This window comes from Pseudomonas sp. X4 (genome assembly GCF_040784925.1).
Lineage (GTDB): Bacteria > Pseudomonadota > Gammaproteobacteria > Pseudomonadales > Pseudomonadaceae > Aquipseudomonas > Aquipseudomonas putida_Z.
In genome coordinates, this window is sequence record NZ_CP160798.1 from 5,090,580 (window position 1) to 5,109,723 (window position 19,144).

Below are 19,144 nucleotides of genomic sequence, written 5' to 3' on the forward strand. Positions count from 1 at the left end.
CGAAAAGTTTGCGCCCGCACATCTGGCCAAAAGCATCGCCATTGCTACCCTTAATCCACGCGGTCTGATCTCATGGAGAGAAGCGATGCGCATCCCACTGTCAGCGGTCCTGTCGGTAATCCTGTATCTGAGCGCCACGCCCGGCCTGGTGCTGGCAGAAGACGTACCTGCCCCCGACCCGGCACCACAAGCCGACACGGTCGCGGCCAAGGACCCGGTGTTCACCCAGGAGCAACTGGACCAGATGCTCGCGCCCATCGCGCTGTACCCCGATGCGCTGCTGGCCCAGGTATTGATGGCCTCCACTTATCCGGGGCAGGTGAGCGAAGCGGTGACCTGGTCCAAGGCCAACCCCAAGGCCACCGGCGACGATGCCGTCAAGAAGGTGGCGAACCAGCCCTGGGACCCAAGCGTACAAGCGCTGGTGGCCTTCCCGCAGGTGCTGGCAACCCTGGGGCAGGACCCGGTCTGGGTGCAGCGGCTGGGCGACGCCTTCCTCGCGCAGCCCGACGATGTCATGGGCGGCGTGCAGCGACTGCGTCACCAGGCGCAGGCCGCCGGCAACCTGCAGAGCAACCAGTACCAGAACGTGACCGTGCAGACCGCCCCGGCACCGGCACCGGCACCGGCACCGGCACCGGCCTCCAGCGGTAGCAGCACCCAGGTGGTTACAGCCAGCAGCCCGCCCACCACCATCATCATCGAGCCCTCCGACCCGCAAGTGGTGTACGTGCCCAGCTACAACCCGACCACCACCTATGGCACTTGGGCCTACCCGGCTTCGCCGCCGGCGTACTACCCGCCACCGCCCATGTACTACCCCGGTTCCGCGCTGGTGGCGGGCCTGGCCTTCGGTACCGGCGTGGCGATCGTTGCCTCGCTGTGGGGTGACTGCGACTGGGGCAACAACGACATCGACATCGACGTCAACCGCTACAACAACATCAACGCCAACAACCGCATCACCAACAACCAGAACAAATGGCAGCACAACGCCGCCAACCGCGACGGCGTGCCGTACCGCGACTCCCGCAGCCGCCAGCAGTACGGTCGCCAGCTGGACGGTGCCACCCAGCGTACTGCCTTCCGTGGCGATGACGCCCAGCGCGCCCAGGCGCGGGACAAGGCCAGGGCGTCGATGGACCGGGCCGGCATCGAACGGCCGGCCACCAGCAACCGCCAGGCACGCCAGCAGATGCGCGAGGCGCAGGCGGGCAATTCGGTCGGCAACCGCATGCAGCCTCGTAGCGACAACCCGCGGGCGACCGACCGCCGACAGGAAACCCGCAACACCCAGGCTCGGCAGCAGAACAGCCAGGTGAGCCAGCGCAGGCAGGGCGAAGGCCAGGGGCGGCAGCTGGCGCAAAACCGGCCTTCCAATAGCGCCGGCCGGGCGCGTAACAATGCCTTCGACGGCGTGCGTTCACCCTCGCGCACCAGCGCGCAGGCCAGCCGTGGCCGCACCAGCCAGTCGTTCGCCCAGCGCCCGAGCGCATCGCGAGCCGCCGGGCACCAGATTTCCCGGCCCAGTGCGCCCGCACGCCGCGGGGGAGGTGGCCGTCGATGAACCGTCAATCGATAGCGGCACTGGCAATCGCAGCCGGTATGGCCTGGTCAACCCTGGCCGCTGCGCAGGAAGTCTTCCCGACACCGGAAAAGGCCGTGGAATCCTTTGTTGCGGCGCTGGGTGAAGACAAGCCTGACGAAGCCCGTCTGGCCCAGTTGCTGGGTGATGACTGGCGTACCTACATACCGCGCGGCGGTGTGCAACGCAGTGACGTGGACACGTTCCTGGCGCAGTATCGCGTGCAGCACAGCATCGACATGTCGGGGGCAAACAAGGCCATCCTCGCGGTGGGCAGTGATCACTGGACGTTACCCATACCGTTGACCAAAGGCAGTGAGGGTTGGCGTTTCGATCTCAAGGCCGGCAGCTCCGAAATCCGCGCCCGGCGCATCGGCCGCAACGAGCTGGGCGCCATGCAGTCGATGCTGGCCTACCACGACGCGCAGATGGACTACGCCACCCAGGACCACAACGGCAACGGTGCGCTGGAATACGCGCAGAAGATATTCAGCGAGCCCGGCAAGCATGACGGGCTGTACTGGGATGACGATGGCGATGGCCAGGTCAGCCCGCTGGGCCCGCTGTTCGGCCAGGACATGGTCGGCGACGCCTGGTATGGCTACCACTTCCGCATCCTCGATGCACAGGGCCCGTCCGCCCCCGGCGGTGCCTACAGCTACTTGATCGGCAACCAGATGAGCCGTGGCTTTGCCATGGTTGCCTGGCCGGCCAGGTACGATGACACCGGGGTGATGAGCTTCATGATCAGCCATGACGGCGAGGTGTTCGAGAAAGACCTCGGGCCGCACGGCGACAAGCTGGCCAAGGAGATGAAACGCTTCGACCCGGATGACAGCTGGAAGGTGGTGGATGTGCCGGCGGGAGATTGAGTGGGGCGCACCCGCGGTGGCCGGTTCAAGGTGCGGTTCGCGATTCAAGGTCCATATCAGCTGGCCAGCTCACTTTGGGTGCCAGGCGCAGGGCGAACTCACACCAGAGCACATCGTTGTGATCCTTGGGGGGGCCGGGTGGTGGCAGGGCTGAGGGGCCTTCCTGCATGTAGGTGCAGATGTAGGCCCAGGCATGCTCATTGGCGCCCATGGTGACCAGAGGGAAACGGTCGATGACATTGTTTGTGCCTGGTGCAACGATGGAGAGTGTGACACCCCATTTGAAAATTAACCCACCGTTTGGCAGTGCGCCGGTCTGGGACCAGCGCTCGGCGCGGACTTGGGACCATTCGTAACTGACCGGCACGACTTTGCCCTTGTCGAATGGGTTCCACCATTGATGCTTGAAGTTGTAGGCGTATATTTTATTACGGGCCCGGTTGAAGCGGATGGGCATGTCTCGTGGGGGGGCTAGATCCACCCGGAAAAGGACAACAACGCACCATGTGATCAAAACATGCGGGATGACTAGCATTAAAATACTCTCTAGATCTGTTGGGTCTGTGTGGATAATCATCCAAGGCAGGTCAATAAGGGTGGAAATTACGAGTACTAGTGTCAGGGCCGACACCAAGCCACGGTATGCCATTGCTGAGCGGGGTATTTCGAGGCAGATATCATCCTGATAATTCGGAGTCTGATTGCCCAGATGAGGCTCTGAAAGCGGCGCATCGCAGGGGGGTGGTAAGTCTTCCTTCCATCCAGTACAGGGTGGGTTCAGCGCTGGCCGGCTCATTGTTTGTCATTCCTGCTGGTACGTATATTGTTTTCTTTTACAACGACTCGGGCGCATGTCGTTGGGTCATGTTTATCTGGCCAGTAGCATACGTTGAACTCGGTGGCCTGAATCGTGTGGTGGTCGGACAGTGGCAGTGATCCCTGGATGCTGAGAGCTCCCGTTGCGCCGTTTAGCTTGATAATCGGTTGCATATCGGATGCTGCCGAGAAAAGGTCTTTAGGTGATTGATTTTGAACGTCCAGTTTTACCGGTGACAAACCATCAGCCAATAATATGACTGTCTCATGATGCCTACCTCCGCGGTGTATGGTTAGACTCCACTGATAGTGCGAGAGGTGCTGGTTGTAATTTGGGAGGCGAATGAAGTAATGCAGGTAGAAGCTCGCCGGCACCGCACTATCGTCGCCAAAGAATATCGGTACTTCATCCCCTCTGTGAATGGTGTGGCTGAGATCGAATTGTATCTGGATTGAAACTTCTGCCTCGAGCCCGATGATTGCGGCATTAAGTGCGCCAATTGCAGTGTCGAGGTCATTGTGGGTAGCCCATTGGCGCCGTGCGGGAGGTAGCCCCCATCTCCCATTTTTGGCCCAGAGTTCAATTGGAGATGACTCGCTCCGTTTGGCTATAGTTGCAAGAATATAGGCGGTTATTCCCAGCGTGATACTTATGCCTATCGGTCCAAGTAACGCGCTATAGCCAACCGCAGCCAAAGCTCCAAATACTGCCGCCCCAAATGAGGTCGCACTTGCGTACTGATAGGCTTGAGCCGCAGTTTCATCTCCTACTCGCTCGGCTCTGGAGCTTGCAAACTTGTACTGTACCCCATCCATGATTCCAGCTATTCCCGCAATGCCGGCGCCGTATCGAGCAATACCGGTTCCCAAAGATGTTGTCGTCACTGTTCCGGGCCACGGTATCTTCGGCCGCATGACTGCAACAGCCAGTCCTGCCGCCTCCACGCTTGCCCCCAACAAACCCAGGGATGAAGACCAGATCGCCGCAAGCGCCTCCGGGTTGTCCTGATGCGTCTCTTGCAACGCGCGATAGTTCTTGCCCAAGCTGTCCTGATGGAACCACATGCTGCCCAAGGCAAATAGCAGCCCGACACCTCCGCTACTCGCTGCAGCATCCCGCAGGCTGCGCATCGCATCGCTTGCCACGCTTTGCGCGGCCGTAGAACTGACCTTCAAACCACCCGTAACCTGCGCACGCAGCGTACCGGCACCAATCGCAACATTGCGTACCAGCGCCCCGACGCCACCGGCTGCACCCTCGCGCAACTGCACCAACCGCGCCTGCAGGCTCTCTGCGCTTTCCAACGTCCAGAGCATCACCTCGATCATCTGGCTACGGTTACCCGCTGCCGCAATATTGATCGCGCCACTCAGCACCATGGCCCGCACCTTGCGGCCCAGTGGGTCACGGAACTGCTTGTCTACCTGCTGCAGAAACGCATCGGTCCGCGCCTCCAGGGCTTCATTGAGCAGGCTCATGTATTCGCCCACTGTCAGCGACACCCGCAGCGGCGTTACCTGCTGCCCCGCAAACAGGGCAAACGCCGAGCGATGCACATGGCCGATCAGGTTTTTCGTCCGTTCACTCAGGTGCTGGCTGAGCGCATTCCCTGCGCTGTTGGTCGCGGCCAGCAACTGGCCAACGGCATCCTGTATCGGCTTGATCATCAACAGCTGGCCGTCGGCGGTACCGGCGATGCCCTTGATGATGTCGTACACCTTGCCGAAGTCGTCCCCGGACAGCGCGCTGGCCACCTGCTGCATCAGCTTCTGGTTCTTGGCCAGCAGTGCCTGGTAAAGCAGGCTGCGGTCGTCTTCCAGCAGCTGCTGCCAGATATGCTGGGTGATCCCGAGCGGCTGACCCTCCTGCGGCAAGGTTTCAGTGGGCCCGCCGGCCAGGCAGGCGGCCATCATCTGGATGAAGTACTCCACCGAAACGGGGGAGGTCGCGTCATAGTCGTAGTAGCCGATCTGCTGAAACGCCCGCTTGGCATAGTGCCGCGCATACAGATCGCCAACCTGGTCGATCATCGACTGCCAGTTTTTCAGTTCGCGGTCGTAATCGGCCTGGAACGCGGCGCGGGCGCTTTCGTCGTAACGCTCTTCCAGCCGCTCGCGGGCGTCCTGCTGCTTGCGCGCGATGTTGCGTTCGGTCTGCGCGTCGATGTCCACCGGCGGCAGATAAGCCTTGGCCGCGATCGGGCTGTCGTTCCATTGCTTGACCTGCCGGGCTTCCCGCTGCGCGTCCTCGGCACCCTGCACGGCAGCCATGGCAGCGTGCAATTCGCGGATGCCCAGTAGTGCTTGCGAGGTGAAATACTCGAAGTGCCGCTGCGGCTGCGCCCGCCATTCCTGCAGGGCTTGCACCCAGCCAGTGCGTTGCGCGTTGAGCTCCATGACCATGCCGACCGGGTCGGGCAGCGTCAGCGCCAGCAGGCCATTGGGCAGTTGTTCCTGCTGGATGACATTGCGCACATGCGTGCGGGTTTCATGCCAGCGGCCCAGGCGGCTGTAAAAGCCATGAGCGCTGGTAAACCTGGCAGAAGAAAAGGTAGAGAACTCCAGCACCTGTTCCAGGCCGAAGCGGAAGCTGTCGGTCATGGCGATGCCGAGGCTGGCAGGGTCGTTGCGTGCGGTGTGCAGGTCCACTTCGACGAAGCGGGCGAGGGTGCCCGGGTCGCTGTCGGCGATGCCTTGCCGATAGCGGTCGAGTACCGCTCGGGGCCAAGGGTCGTTGGCGAAGGCGATCCAGGCCTTGCGGTAGAGCAGGGTATCGATGTTGATGAACGAGGCGATCACATCGTGGCCTTCGGTGGCGCATACCTTGGGTAACGACCTGGGTGGCCCGAAGGGCATCTGCGATACCGGAAAGCGCTGCAAGGTACCTTCCGCCGCTACCTCGTAGGCCTGCCAGATTTCCTGGTCGAGCAGTACGTAGACATAACCCTGGCGCAGGAGGCGCAACTGGTCGGTGTGCATCGGGTGGAAGATGATTTCGCTATCGTCTGCCAGGCGATAGGGGCGCCCCGTATCCGGGCGCGGGGCGTAGGCCTCGCGCAGCAGCAGAATCGGCAGGCCGGAGCGTTCGCAGGCGTTACAGGTGCCGTAGGTGTTGGGGATCTCTTCCTGCATGGCGATGTGGATGGCTTTGCTGATGCTCATCAGGAGTTCCTTTTCCAGTGATTTGACGCAACGGCCAAAACACTAGCGAGGAACGCCTTCGCGGGGGAGCAATGGGCTTCCTAAAACGTTGTAGGATTTTTCGCTTTAGTGCCCTGTAGGAGCGGCCTTGCGTCGCGACGGGCTGCGCAGCAGCCCCAGGGTCTTGCAGGCGATAAAGGCCTATTGCCCCAACATCTGCCGCACCAGCCACTGCCCCGCCGGCCCGAGCGCGCGCCGGCTCGACCAGGCCACATCCATGTCAACCCGTCGCGGGTACCCGGCCACCTGCAGCTCCACCAGCCCATTGCCAAACCGTGCCACCAGTGCCCTGGGCAGTTCGGCCCAGCCGAACCCGCGCACGGCGAACTCCAGCAGGGTGAGGTAGTCCGGTGCCGACCAGGCCTGGCCACGACCGTGGTGCAAGCTGGGGGCATAGGTCTTGATATACAGCTGCCGGACGTTCTCCAGATGCTGCGTCTGCACCTGGGGCGAAGCCGCCAACGGATGCCCGCTGGCCACGTACACCCCAAACTCTGCCTGCTCGGGCAAGCGTGCCACGGCAACGTCAGCGGGGTAGCTGGGCTGGGTGGCAAGAATGCCGATGTGGGCCAGGCCCTGCTGGATCAGCTCGATCACATCGGCATCTTCCGAGGGGCCGCAGCGCAGCTCGGTATGTGGGTAGTGCTGGGCGAAGCGGGCCATCACCGCGCCCTGGAAGGTCACGCTGTAGCTGTCCGACATCACCACCGAGACCAGAGCCTCGACGTTTTCCGCCAACCGCACCGCCAGGGCATCGAGCTGGGCGCTGGCATCGAGAATTGCCTCGACATGGCTCAGCACCTGCCGCCCAGCCTCGTTCAGCGTGGGGTGACGACCGCCACGCTCGAACAACGGGCAACCCACATCGGCCTCGAAATTGGCGATGGCGATGGCGATGCTGATGGTGGACTGGCTTTTGCGCAACTTGCGCGCCGCAGCGGAAAACGAACCCAGCGATGCAGCTTCGACAAAGGCGACCAGAGCTTCAGGTGAGTAGCGCATGGTATTGATAAAACCGATGGTAGCTATGTCGCGAGTATCAGTTCTATCAAAGAAAATAGGAAGCACGACTCACGCAATGGATGGAATTTGCAATGAAAAACGTCTCTTTCACCGAACGCCTGGTTCACGCCGTCGGTTATGAAGTGTTCGCCGTGCTGCTGTGTGCGCCGCTGTTGTCCTGGATCATGGGCAAGTCGCTGGCGACGGCAGGGGCGCTGGCGGTGACCCTGTCGGTGATCGCCATGCTGTGGAACATGGTCTACAACGCGCTGGTCGATCGCTACGTGCGGGTCGAGCGCATCCACTGGAAGGCCGGCGCACGCTTTGTGCACGGCCTGGGCTTCGAAGCCGGGCTGGTGGTGTGGTGCCTGCCGGTGGCGGCGTGGATGCTGGAGATTTCGTTGCTGCAGGCGTTCATGGTGGAGTTGGGCTTCTTCGTGATCATCCTGCCCTACACCGTGCTGTACAACTGGGCCTTCGACAAAGCCCGGCACCTGCTGATGCAGCGTCGCCTTGCATGAGAACTAACTGCCCTGCGCGGCCCCTCGATTTGTGCATTGTGCGGATATCCTGGGGCCGCTTCGCAGCCCTTTCGCGACACAAGGCCGCTCCTACAGGGACGGCACAGCCGGTGCCATCTATAGTTGACCGCGTCAGCCAATAAAAAACGGGGCATGCCATCGCTGGCATGCCCCGTTTTTCAAACCGTTAAAGCGCCTCAGGCAACCTTGACGATCCAGCCAGCTGGTGCTTCCACGTCACCGCTCTGGATACCGGTCAGCTCGTTGTAGAGCTTCTGGGTAACCGGGCCGACCTTTTCCAGGTCGTGGAACACGTGCAGCTTGCCGTTGTACTCGATGCCGCCGATCGGGGTGATCACCGCAGCGGTACCGCAGGCGCCGGCTTCGATGAAACGGTCCAGCTTGTTGATTTCCACATCGCCTTCGATCACTTTAAGGCCCAGGCGCGATTGCGCCAGTTCCATCAGCGACAGGCGGGTGATGCCTGGCAGCACCGAAGCCGATTTCGGGGTGACGAACTCGTTGTTGGCGGTGATGCCGAAGAAGTTGGCCGAACCGACTTCCTCGATCTTGGTGTGGGTCAGCGGGTCGAGGTAGATGGCGTCGGCGAAGTTGGCTTTCTTCGCTTCTGCACCCGGCTGCAGGCTGGCGGCGTAGTTGCCACCGACCTTGGCCGCGCCAGTGCCTTGCGGGGCTGCGCGGTCGAAGCTGGAGATCTGGAAGTTGTGCGGCTTCATGCCTCCCTTGAAGTACGAGCCAACCGGGATGGCGAAGATCGAGAAGATGAACTCGGGGGCGGTGCGCACGCCAATGTTGTCACCGGTGCCGATCACGAACGGACGCAGGTAGAGGGCGCCTTTACCATGCGGTGGCACGAATTTCTCGTTGGCCTTGACCACTTGCTTGCACGCCTCGATGAACACATCGGTCGGCACCTGCGGCATCAGCAGGCGGGCGCAGCTGCGCTGCATGCGGGCGGCGTTCTGGTCCGGGCGGAACAGGTTGATCGAACCGTCCTTGCAACGGTAGGCCTTGAGGCCTTCGAAGCACTGCTGGCCGTAGTGCAGGGCCGTGGAGCCTTCACTGATGTGCAGTACGTTGTCTTCGGTCAGGGTGCCTTTGTCCCACTCGCCATTGCGCCATACGGACAGGTAGCGTTTGTCGGTCTTGATGTAGTCGAAACCCAGCTTGTCCCAATTAATGCTTTCGTTGCTCATGACACCCTCATTGTCTTGCAAGTGCCCGATTGCTCGGGCTGCTGTTATATGCGCACCACGCCACCATAATACATCCGTGGCAGATCGGGAACGGCCAGTCACGAATTGATAGCCTGCAATGCATTCATTGCGGCTTCTACAGGTGCAGGTACTCGTCCAGCGCCAGCTGGTCGAGCAGTACCTGGTCGTGGGACGCCACCACCAGCGCCCCGCGAAACTGCCCGAGCATGTGTTCCAGTGCGGCCAGTGACGGCAGGTCCAGGTGGTTGCCGGGTTCGTCCAGCAGCAACAGGTCGAGCGGCCGTTCGCGGTATAGCACGGCGGCCAGTGCTGCCTTCATCCGCTCACCGCCGCTGAGCAGGCCGCTGGGCAGTTCGATGCGGGCCGCATCCAGGCCCAGTTGCGCCAGGCGGCTGCGCAAGTCGCCCTGGGCCAGTGACGGGTTTGCCTGGCGCAGGTGGTCGAGCACGCTGATGTGGCCTGGTAGTGCGCTGCAGTGCTGATCGAGCAGGGCGGTTTCACCACTGAGGCGCAGGCTGTCGGGCGGTGCTGGCAACTCACCGTTCATCAGCCTGAGCAGGGTGGACTTGCCACTGCCATTGGCGCCGACCAGGCCCACCCGCTGGCCCAGGCACAAGCGCAGGTTCAGTGGTTTGCGCGTGCCGCGGGGCAGGTGCAGCGCCTGCAAGGCCAGCACTTCGCGGCCCGGATGACGCTGCGGCGTGGGTGCATGCAGGGTAATGGCGCTGTCCTGCTCGACTTCGCGAGCGGCGTCACGCACTTTGCCCTGCAGCGCCTGCCGGGCGTCGCGATGGTCGCGGCGCTGCTTGCCCGCAGTGGCCTGGCTGCGTTGCTGCTGGCGGTCGACCAGGATCTTGGCCTGGTTGGCGTGCCTGGCGTTGCGCCCGGCGCGGGCTTGATGACGTTCCAGGTCTTCGCGCTGGCGCTGCAGTTCGCGGGCCTGGCGTTGCTGCTCCTGTTTCAGCCGGGCAAGTTGCTGTTGGGCCTGCGCTGTCTGGCTGGCTTTTTGGGCCGAATAGAAGCTGTAGTTGCCGCCATAGGCCTGCAAGCCCAGGCTGGACAGTTCGACGATGCGCGTCATGTGCGCGAGCAGGCTGCGATCATGGCTGATCACCAGCAAGCCCCGGTCCCAGGCTTCGATCATGCTCAGCAGTTGGGCGCGGGCGTTGCTGTCCAGGTGATTGCTCGGTTCGTCGAGGATCAGGTAGTCCGCTTCGCTGAGCCAGGCGCCGACCAGCGCCACGCGCATGGCCTGGCCACCGCTCAGGCTGTGGGCGGGCTGGTGCCAGTCGAGCTGGCCCAGGCCGTGGCGTTGCAGGTGCCCCTGCAATTGCTCGCGGATATCCCAGCGTTCGCCGACAGTGTCGAAGTCACTGGGTGCGACGCTGCCTTGCTCGATGCGCTCCAGCGCAGCGAGCACCGCGCCCACCTGGGCCAGGTCGGCGACCGTGGCGCTGTGCTCGATCACCTGCTGGTCCAGAAGATGGATGCGCCCAAGGCGCCGACACTGGCCGCTGCTTGGTTCGCGCTGGCCGGCAAGTACTTGCCCGAGCAGGCTCTTGCCCACACCGTTGCGCCCGACCAGGCCGGTGCGGCGTTGGTCGAAGGTTTCGCTGAGGTCGGTAAATAACAGCCTGCCGTCAGGCAAGGCCAAGGAGACGCTGTCCAGCGTCAGGATCGACGTGTTCGTCATGCACAACTCCACAAATGCCGCGACATCTCCGGAGCGAACCGGAGGCTGAAGACTGGCCGTCGAAGGGACGGCGGCATCAATGGCGCATTGGACGAACACCTCGTGACAGGGGAATGCGTAGCCTAACGGATAGAGGCATCGTTGTCGCGGGAAAACAGATTCCGCGAGTGCGCCGCGTGCCCTGTAGGAGCGGGTTCACCCGCGAAACAGGCGACGCGGTGGATGGCACGGGCTTCGCCCGTGTTCGCGGGTAAACCCGCTCCCACATGGCCGGCGTCGCCCTTAAGGCGTGCACTGGACCTGTAGGACCGCGCATGCCCCTGGTTCAGCGCCCCATCAAGCGCTTGCTCCAGTCGCCCCCGTGGCTCTGCTGGCAGGCCTCTTCACTGTCAAACCGCACATGCCAGGCCGGATGATCCAGCTGAATGCCGGCCTGTTCCAAAGCCAGGCCGGTCAGCGCCAGCATGCGCACCTTCGCGTCGCCCGCCACGGCGGCGGCCTTGTCGGCCTCTCGTTCGAACACCCAGGTAATACGCAGGCTGGCCGGAAAATCCTCGGGAGCCAGACGATGGGTAAGCCAGCTGAAACCGACGATCTCCGCCTTGGCGGTTTCGCAGGCTTCGGTCAGGCAAACCACCAGTTCACGCTCCAGGCGTGCCATATCGCGCTTGTTCAGGGGTTTCACCGGGGGGCCTCGCTGCTCAAAGCCACCACTGTAACGCAGTTGCGCCACTTGTTGTCGGCCAGCCCGACAGCAATGGTTGACCACCCGCCAGCCACTGCGTAGCCTTGCCACTTCGAGGTTCTTCGGCCAGGCCGAAGCTAAGACGGGAACGCGGTACAAGCCGCGGCTGCCCCCGCAACTGTAAGCACCGACAACGGATCGACACAGCCACTGCGCCCGCGCGCGGGAAGGCGTCATCCCGCCAGCCCGCTGCACCAGCGGGCACATGGAACGGTGCGAGCCAGGAGACCTGCCTCGTCACGTTTTCGACTTTCAACCGGGCGGGGTGATCCGGTGGCGAACAAGCCCGGCCAGCCTGGCCCGTGGCTGTCGTCCTGCATGCCCGCGCCAATCTGCCAAGGGCAATGCGACATGAAAACACTGGCCAAGCTCCCCGTCACCATCGTCACCGGCTTCCTCGGCTCGGGCAAGACTACCTTGCTGCGCCACATGCTCGACAACGCCCAGGGCCGCCGCATTGCGGTGATCGTCAACGAGTTCGGCGAACTGGGCATCGACGGCGAAATCCTCAAGCAGTGCAGCATCGGTTGCACCGAAGAAGAAGCCACCGGTCGCGTCTACGAGCTGGCCAACGGCTGCCTGTGCTGCACCGTGCAGGAAGAGTTCTTCCCGGTGATGCGCGAGCTGGTGGCACGCCGTGGCGACCTGGACCATATCCTCATCGAAACCAGCGGCCTGGCCCTGCCCAAACCGCTGGTGCAAGCCTTCCAGTGGCCGGAAATCCGCAATGCCTGCACCGTCGACGCGGTGATCACGGTGGTCGACAGCCCTGCGGTGGCCGCTGGCACCTTCGCCGCCTACCCGGACCAGGTCGATGCCCAGCGCAAGCTCGACCCCAACCTGGACCACGAGTCGCCGCTGCACGAACTGTTCGCCGACCAGCTGGCCAGCGCCGACCTGGTGGTGCTGAACAAGGCCGACCTGATCGACGCCGAAGGCCTGGCCAAGGTGCGCGCCGAGGTGGCCGAAGAACTGCCGCCGGCGGTCAAGGTGATCGAGGCCAGCAGCGGCAAGCTGCCGCTGGAGGTACTGCTGGGCGTGGGCGCCGAGTCCGAGGCGCACATCGATGGCCGCCGTACCCACCACGATTCGCATCATGACGGCGATGACCATGACGATCATGACCACGACGCCTTCGACTCCATCTCCATCGACCTGCCCGAAGCCGACGAAAGCCTGCTGCTCGACGCCCTGACCCAGCTGGTGGTGGAATTCGGCATCCTGCGCGCCAAAGGCTTCGCTGCCATCCCGGGCAAGCCGATGCGCCTGCTGGTACAAGGCGTGGGCACCCGTTTCGACAAGCACTTCGACCGCGCCTGGCGCGCCGGCGAGCCGCGCATCACCCGCCTGGTGCTGATCGGCCAGGACCTCGACGCCGCCCAGCTGGAAGCGCGCCTGCGCCAGGCACTGGGCGCCTGACCCATGCACCTGCTGCGGACCCAGCCCGGCGGCTTCGTGCCGGATGACAGCATTGCCGACCTCGGCCAGACGCCCGCCGAGCTGGTGATTCTCTGCAGCGGCGATTCGCACCTGGCATTGCTCGCCGATACCGCCGAGCAATTGCCCGAGGATTACCCCAGCCTGCGCCTGGCCAACCCGATGCAGGTACAGAACCATGCTTCGGTCGACCTGTACGTCGACCAGGTGCTGCGCCATGCCAAGGTCATCCTGGTGTCGCTGCACGGCGGCGTCGGCTACTGGCGCTATGGCGTCGAGCAACTGGTCGAACTGGCCGGCCGTGGCGTGCAACTGATCCTGGTGCCGGGCGACGACCGCCCGGACCCGGAGCTGACCAGCCTGGGCAGTGTCAGCGGCGAGCAGGCCGAGCGCCTCTGGCACTACTTGCGCCAGGGCGGCAAGGCCAACGCCATCAACCTGTTCAACTGCCTGGCCAGCCAGTGGCTGGGCCGCGACTATGCCTGGGACGAGCCGCAGCCTTTGCCGCGCACCGCCGTGTATCACCCGGCCAAGGGCAGCGCCACGCTGGAGGACTGGTACCCGCAGTGGCATCCCGAACAGCCGGTGGCACCACTGCTGTTCTACCGCTCGCACCTGCAGGCGGCCAACACCGCGTTCATCGATGTGTTCTGCCAGCGCCTGCAGGCCGCCGGGCTCAACCCGTTGCCGATCGCCGTGGCCAGCCTCAAGGAAAGCGCCTGCCTGGAACAGGTCGAAGCCTGGCTGGACGAGGTGGGTGCCGAAGTGCTGGTCAACACCACCGGCTTTGCCCTGTCCAGCCCCGAACGGCCCAACCTGCGCCCGTTCCGTCGCGACACCCCGGTGCTGCAGGCCATCTGCGCGCAAGACAACCAGCCCGGCTGGGAAGCCAGCGAGCAGGGCCTGGGGGCGCGTGACCTGGCCATGCACATCGCGTTGCCCGAGCTGGACGGGCGGATCATCACCCGCCCGGTCAGTTTCAAGGACATGGCCTGGCGCAGCGAGCGCAGCCAGTCCGACGTGGTCTGCTACCGCGCCCACCCCGAGCGCATGGACTTTGTCGCCGAACTGGCCCGCCGCTGGGTCGAACTGGCGCGCCTGCCGAATGCGCAAAAGCGCGTGGCCCTGGTGCTGGCCAACTACCCGACCCGGGATGGCCGCATTGGCAACGGCGTTGGCCTGGACACGCCAGCGGCGGCGCTGAACATCCTCAAGGCCCTGCAGGCCGAAGGCTATCCGCTGGCCGACTTGCCGGGCAGCGGTACGCAACTGATCCACCAGTTGCTCGGCGGCGTGACCAACGACCTCGACCATCTGGACTTGCGCCCCTGCGCGCAGAGCCTGAGCCTGGCCGACTACCAGGCCGCCTTCGAGCGCCTGCCCGAGGCCAACCGCCAGGCCGTACTGGAACGCTGGGGGCCACCGCAGCAGGACCCGATGTACCGCAGTGGCCGGCTGATGGTGGCCGGCCTGCGCTTTGGCTTGACCTTCGTCGGCATCCAGCCGGCGCGGGGCTACCAGGTGGACCCCAGCGCGGTGTACCACGACCCGGACCTGGTGCCGCCGCACGGCTACCTGGCGTTTCACTTCTGGCTGCGCCATGCCTTTGCCGCCGACGCGGTGATCCACGTCGGCAAGCACGGCAACCTCGAATGGCTGCCCGGCAAGGGCGTCGGGTTGTCGGCGCAGTGCTGGCCGGACGCCTTGCTCGGCCCGCTGCCAAATATCTACCCGTTCATCGTCAACGACCCGGGCGAGGGTGCCCAGGCCAAGCGCCGTACCCAGGCGGTGATCATCGACCACCTGATGCCGCCGCTGACCCGTGCCGAAACCTATGGCCCGTTGCGCCACCTGGAGCAATTGGCCGACGAGTTCTACGAAGCACAGCTGCTCGACCCGCGGCGCGCCCGCGAGTTGCAGCGCGACATTCTCGAACTGGTCAAGGCCAACCACATCGACCGCGAACTGCAGCTGGAAGGCCAACTGGACGATGCCGCTGTGTGGCTACCGCGCCTGGACACCTACCTGTGCGACCTGAAGGAATCGCAGATTCGCGATGGCCTGCATGTGTTCGGCCAGTCCCCGGAAGGCCGGCTGCGGCTGGATACCTTGCTGGCGCTGTTGCGGGTTGAGCGTGGCGACGGTCGCGGCGGCAATGCCAGCCTGCTGCGGGCTTTGGCCAAGGCGCTGGTGCCGGGTTTCGACCCGCTCGATTGCGAGCTCGGGCAGCCGTGGCAGGGCTCACGCCCCGAGCAGTTGCAGGCCATGAGCAGCGAGCCCTGGCGCATCTGTGGCGATACCCGCGAACGCCTCGAACTGTTGGCGCTGCAGGTAATCGACCAGGCGCTGGGCGGAACAGCACAGTTACCAGCCCAGAGCGAATGGCAGCCGGTGCACGATGTGGTGCAGGCGCTGCGCGAAGCGGTGGCCCCCAGCCTGGACGCCTGCGGCAGCGCCGAAATGAATGGCCTGCTGGCGGCGCTGGCCGGGCGTTTCGTGCCCGCCGGCCCCAGTGGCGCGCCCAGCCGTGGGCGCCTGGACGTGCTGCCCACCGGTCGCAACTTCTATACCGTGGACGTGCGCAACCTGCCCACCACCACCGCCTGGCGCCTGGGCTTCGCCTCGGCCAACCTGATCCTCGAGCGCCACCTGCAGGACCACGGCGATCACCTGCGCCAACTCGGCCTTTCGGTGTGGGGCACGGCAACCATGCGTACCGGCGGCGACGACATCGCCCAGGCCATGGCGCTGATGGGCGTGCGACCGGTGTGGGCCACCGGCAGCCAGCGGGTCGACGATTTCGAGATCCTGCCGCTCAGCCTGCTCGACCGCCCGCGGGTGGACGTGACCTTGCGCGTTTCCGGCTTTTTCCGTGATGCCTTCGGCAACCTCATCCGCCTGTTCGATGCCGCAGTGCAGGCGGTGGCCGCGCTGGACGAGCCCGACGATCTCAACCCCCTGGCCGCCCGCGTGCGTAGCGAGCGCGCCGCGCTGCAGGCGCAGGGCGTGGACGCCGAGCAGGCCGCGCGCCAGGCTGGCTGGCGGGTGTTCGGTGCCAAGCCCGGGGCCTACGGCGCCGGGGTGCAGAACGCCATCGACGGGCGCCTGTGGCACAGCCGCGACGACCTGGCCGAGGTCTACCTCAACCACGGCGGCTATGCCTACGGCGCCAGCGACGACGGTACCCCGGCGCGCGCCCAGTTCGCCCAGCGCCTGGCCAAGGTGCAGGCAGTGATGCAGAACCAGGACAACCACGAACACGACCTGCTCGATTCCAACGACTACTACCAGTTCCAGGGTGGCATGCTGGCGGCGTCGGAAACCTTGTCCGGTGCGGCAGTGGCCAGTTACCACGGCGACCACAGCCAGGCCGACCGGCCGCGCATCCGTACCCTCAAGGAAGAGCTGAACCGGGTCATCCGCGCCCGGGCGCTGAACCCGAAGTGGATCGACGGGGTCAAGCGCCATGGCTACAAAGGCGCTTTCGAGATGGCGGCGACGGTCGACAACCTGTTCGCCTTCGACGCCACCACGCAGCTGATCGACGACCATCATTACCAGGCGCTGGCCGATGCCTACGTGCTCGACCCGGCGACCCGCGACTTCATGCGCGAGCACAACCCCGAGGCCCTGCGCGACCTTACCGAACGTTTGCTGGAGGCCCAGCAGCGCGGCCTGTGGCAGGCGCCTGGCGACTACCGCGAAGCCCTCGAGGACCAACTGCTCGACGGCGAGGAACAGGCTTGAAATGAGTGAACCCGTGCAATTTCCACTGGCAGCCGTGGTCGGTGCCGATGACCTGAAACTGGCGCTGTGCCTGACCGCCATCGACCCGAAGATCGGCGGCGTGCTGATCGAGGGGCCGCGTGGCATGGCCAAGAGCACCCTGGCCCGTGGCTTGGCCGACCTGCTCGGCGAGGGCCCGTTCGTCACCCTGCCACTGGGCGCCAGCGAAGAACGGTTGGTCGGCACCCTCGACCTGGATGCCGCGCTGGGGCAGGGCAAGGCGCAGTTTTCCCCGGGGGTGCTGGCCCAGGCCGATGGCGGCGTGCTGTATGTCGATGAGGTCAACCTGCTGCCCGATACCCTGGTCGACCTGCTGCTCGATGTGGCGGCCAGTGGCACCAACCGCATCGAGCGCGACGGCATCTCGCACCGGCACAGTGCCCGCTTCGTACTGATCGGCACCATGAACCCGGAGGAGGGCGAACTGCGCCCGCAGTTGCTCGACCGCTTTGGCCTCAACGTGGCCCTGGAAGGCTTGCCTGAGCCCGAGGCGCGTCAGCAGATCATTCGCCGCCGCCTGGCCTTCGACAGCGACCCGCAGGCCTTCTGCGCGCAATGGGCCGAGGCCCAGGCGCAATTGCGCGAGCGCTGCCAGGCGGCGCGCCAGGCCCTGGCCGGTATTGCCCTGGACGACCAGGCGCTGGCCTGGATCACCGAACGCTGCTACGCCGCCGGGGTCGACGGCCTGCGCGCCGACCTGGTCTGGCTGCGCGCCGCACGCGCCCACTGTGCCTGGCGCGGTGGCGAGGCCATCGAAGAGGCCGATGTCGATGCAGTGGCCGAGTTCGCCTTGCGCCATCGCCGCCGCGTTGCGCCCCAGGCCAACCCCCCTGCGGCACCGCAGCAGCCTGAGAAACAACCCGATCGGGAAGGCGCAGGCAACCCTGGCGAACAGGGCGGGCAGGGCGACTGGGGTGCGATGGCGGCGCAGCCAGTGGCCAGCGGCGCCCGCCGCGAGGTGCCGAATTGGGCAAAAAAGCCCTGAGCATCCCCCAGCCACCTGCCAAAGGGGCGGATGCCAGAGCAGGCGCAGGTAAACAGTACGGTGCCAGCCGAGGCCGGGCGCGCAGTGCCGCGGCCGGTCGGGTGGCCTGGCTGCCGACCCTGCTCAAGGGCCGGCCACGCCAGCGCCAGGACCTGTGCTGGCAGCAACGCCAGGCCAAGCCTGCAGAACTGTGGCTGGTAATCGTCGATGCGTCGGCCTCGACCCGCCGCCACCAGGCGCTGGCACAAACCAAAGGGCTGCTGGCGGCGCTGTTCGACCAGGCCTACCGCCAGCGTGCCCGGCTGGCCCTGCTTACCGCCAGCGGGCGCACGCCGCAGTGGCAGCGCCACGGCCTGAAGGCCTCGGCCGCTTTGCAACCTTGGCTGCAAGCCTTGGGTGCCGGTGGCGGCACGCCGTTGATCGCAGCACTGGAACAGGCTCGGCACTGGTTGCAGGCGCGGCAACGGGCCCACCCTGAAGAAGCATTGCGCTGCCTGGTGTTTACCGACGGTCGGCTGCAGCACTGGAATACCGTGCAGCCGATGCCGTGTGCCACTTTGCTGGTGGATATGGAACTGGCGCCAGTGCGCCTGGGCCGTGCGCAGCGTCTGGCGCAACAACTTCAGGCTGAATACCAGCACCTGCAACAGTTCAGGTTGGTGGATTGAAAAAGTATCGATGCGACACTATGTCGCAATAAGAAAAGTTGCCAGAACAGCAACCCGGAAGTTTGTACAAGTGCGTGGCGGTGCACGCACTTGGTTTGCCGGCCGATATTATTTCGGCATCGACCACGGTTGCAGGTCGTAACCTTTTTCGCACAGTTCGGCGCGCACTTCCTCGATCAGGCTGGCCCACTGGGCCGGGTCGGAGTAGATACGCGAGGACACTTGCTTGCTGCCGATGCGGGTGCTGGTCCGGTCGATCACTGCCAGGCTCAGTTCACCAGTACCGTTGGGTGCATCCCAGGCTACGCACTGGAAAGGTTCGAAGGCGTGGTCGGCAATCAGCAGTGCTTCGTTGACACGGAGCGGGGCATTCATGGTTCGGTCTCTCTATGGTCCCAAACATCCAGGTAAGTCCGCGTTGCTTCAAAGTCGCCTCGGTTATCGCGAAGTGCAGCGCGGGGTTATGTGTACTGATGCTCGTTGTCCGGGGGCGAGTCACACATTGGTTGTAAAAAAATTTGCCAGGTTCGAATCCGTTCTTGCCCATGCCGCCATGTGATGTCGATAAAGTGCGAAAATTCCCGTCACTGATTGT

14 protein-coding genes and 1 riboswitch are annotated in these 19,144 nt (G+C 64.4%); of the genes, 7 read left to right on the plus strand and 7 right to left on the minus strand.

Annotated elements, in window-relative coordinates:
- The first annotated feature begins 85 nt into the window (after window positions 1-85).
- Together ABX298_RS22660 and ABX298_RS22665 are read left to right on the plus strand one after the other, a co-directional pair.
- Window positions 86-1,567, plus strand: coding sequence for a DUF3300 domain-containing protein (locus ABX298_RS22660; protein WP_367393674.1), 1,482 nt, complete (start codon window positions 86-88; stop codon window positions 1,565-1,567).
- On the plus strand, window positions 1,564-2,457 hold the full coding sequence (locus ABX298_RS22665) for a DUF2950 domain-containing protein (protein ID WP_367393675.1): 894 nt from the start codon (window positions 1,564-1,566) through the stop codon (window positions 2,455-2,457). Before ABX298_RS22660 ends, ABX298_RS22665 begins: the two co-directional genes overlap by 4 nt.
- A gap of 25 nt (window positions 2,458-2,482) precedes the next feature.
- On the opposite strand, the gene ABX298_RS22670 is transcribed toward ABX298_RS22665, so the two are convergent.
- The 3 genes from ABX298_RS22670 to ABX298_RS22680 form a co-directional block, all read right to left on the minus strand.
- Window positions 2,483-2,914 (minus strand): DUF6708 domain-containing protein, encoded by a 432-nt coding sequence (locus tag ABX298_RS22670; protein WP_075046965.1) that lies wholly within the window; start codon window positions 2,912-2,914, stop codon window positions 2,483-2,485.
- A gap of 335 nt (window positions 2,915-3,249) precedes the next feature.
- Window positions 3,250-6,435 carry a T6SS effector BTH_I2691 family protein gene (locus tag ABX298_RS22675; protein ID WP_367393676.1) on the minus strand — a complete coding sequence of 1,062 codons (3,186 nt, stop codon included), beginning with the start codon at window positions 6,433-6,435 and terminating at the stop codon, window positions 3,250-3,252.
- Between the two features lie 180 nt (window positions 6,436-6,615).
- A complete protein-coding gene (locus tag ABX298_RS22680) occupies window positions 6,616-7,476 on the minus strand; it encodes a LysR family transcriptional regulator (RefSeq protein ID WP_367393677.1) in 861 nt (286 codons plus the stop codon).
- A gap of 92 nt (window positions 7,477-7,568) precedes the next feature.
- On the opposite strand from ABX298_RS22680, the gene ABX298_RS22685 reads away from it, so the two are divergent.
- The gene (locus tag ABX298_RS22685; RefSeq protein ID WP_025338915.1) at window positions 7,569-7,997 is read left to right on the plus strand and encodes a multidrug/biocide efflux PACE transporter; all 429 of its coding nucleotides are present in this window, start codon (window positions 7,569-7,571) and stop codon (window positions 7,995-7,997) included.
- 197 nt (window positions 7,998-8,194) lie between these two features.
- On the opposite strand, the gene ABX298_RS22690 is transcribed toward ABX298_RS22685, so the two are convergent.
- From ABX298_RS22690 to ABX298_RS22700, 3 genes are all read right to left on the minus strand, one after another.
- The gene (locus ABX298_RS22690) at window positions 8,195-9,214 is read right to left on the minus strand and encodes a branched-chain amino acid aminotransferase (RefSeq protein ID WP_085665581.1); all 1,020 of its coding nucleotides are present in this window, start codon (window positions 9,212-9,214) and stop codon (window positions 8,195-8,197) included.
- A gap of 136 nt (window positions 9,215-9,350) precedes the next feature.
- On the minus strand, window positions 9,351-10,928 hold the full coding sequence (locus tag ABX298_RS22695) for an ATP-binding cassette domain-containing protein (RefSeq protein WP_367393678.1): 1,578 nt from the start codon (window positions 10,926-10,928) through the stop codon (window positions 9,351-9,353).
- A gap of 325 nt (window positions 10,929-11,253) precedes the next feature.
- The gene (locus tag ABX298_RS22700) at window positions 11,254-11,613 is read right to left on the minus strand and encodes a hypothetical protein (protein ID WP_112254063.1); all 360 of its coding nucleotides are present in this window, start codon (window positions 11,611-11,613) and stop codon (window positions 11,254-11,256) included.
- Window positions 11,614-11,711: 98 nt separating this feature from the next.
- Window positions 11,712-11,925: riboswitch (cobalamin riboswitch) on the plus strand.
- A gap of 99 nt (window positions 11,926-12,024) precedes the next feature.
- Between ABX298_RS22700 and cobW the strand changes: the two genes are divergently transcribed.
- The 4 genes from cobW (at window position 12,025) to ABX298_RS22720 (ending at window position 18,549) form a co-directional block, all read left to right on the plus strand.
- Window positions 12,025-13,092, plus strand: coding sequence for a cobalamin biosynthesis protein CobW (cobW, locus tag ABX298_RS22705; protein WP_075045080.1), 1,068 nt, complete (start codon window positions 12,025-12,027; stop codon window positions 13,090-13,092).
- 3 nt (window positions 13,093-13,095) lie between these two features.
- Window positions 13,096-16,857, plus strand: coding sequence for a cobaltochelatase subunit CobN (cobN, locus tag ABX298_RS22710; RefSeq protein ID WP_367393679.1), 3,762 nt, complete (start codon window positions 13,096-13,098; stop codon window positions 16,855-16,857).
- 1 nt (window position 16,858) lies between these two features.
- Window positions 16,859-17,881 (plus strand): AAA family ATPase, encoded by a 1,023-nt coding sequence (locus ABX298_RS22715; protein ID WP_317410278.1) that lies wholly within the window; start codon window positions 16,859-16,861, stop codon window positions 17,879-17,881.
- 101 nt (window positions 17,882-17,982) lie between these two features.
- On the plus strand, window positions 17,983-18,549 hold the full coding sequence (locus tag ABX298_RS22720) for a VWA domain-containing protein (RefSeq protein ID WP_317410283.1): 567 nt from the start codon (window positions 17,983-17,985) through the stop codon (window positions 18,547-18,549).
- Window positions 18,550-18,657: 108 nt separating this feature from the next.
- Here the strand turns inward: ABX298_RS22720 and ABX298_RS22725 are convergent, their stop codons facing one another.
- The gene (locus ABX298_RS22725) at window positions 18,658-18,924 is read right to left on the minus strand and encodes a hypothetical protein (protein ID WP_013972506.1); all 267 of its coding nucleotides are present in this window, start codon (window positions 18,922-18,924) and stop codon (window positions 18,658-18,660) included.
- Window positions 18,925-19,144: the final 220 nt, after the last annotated feature.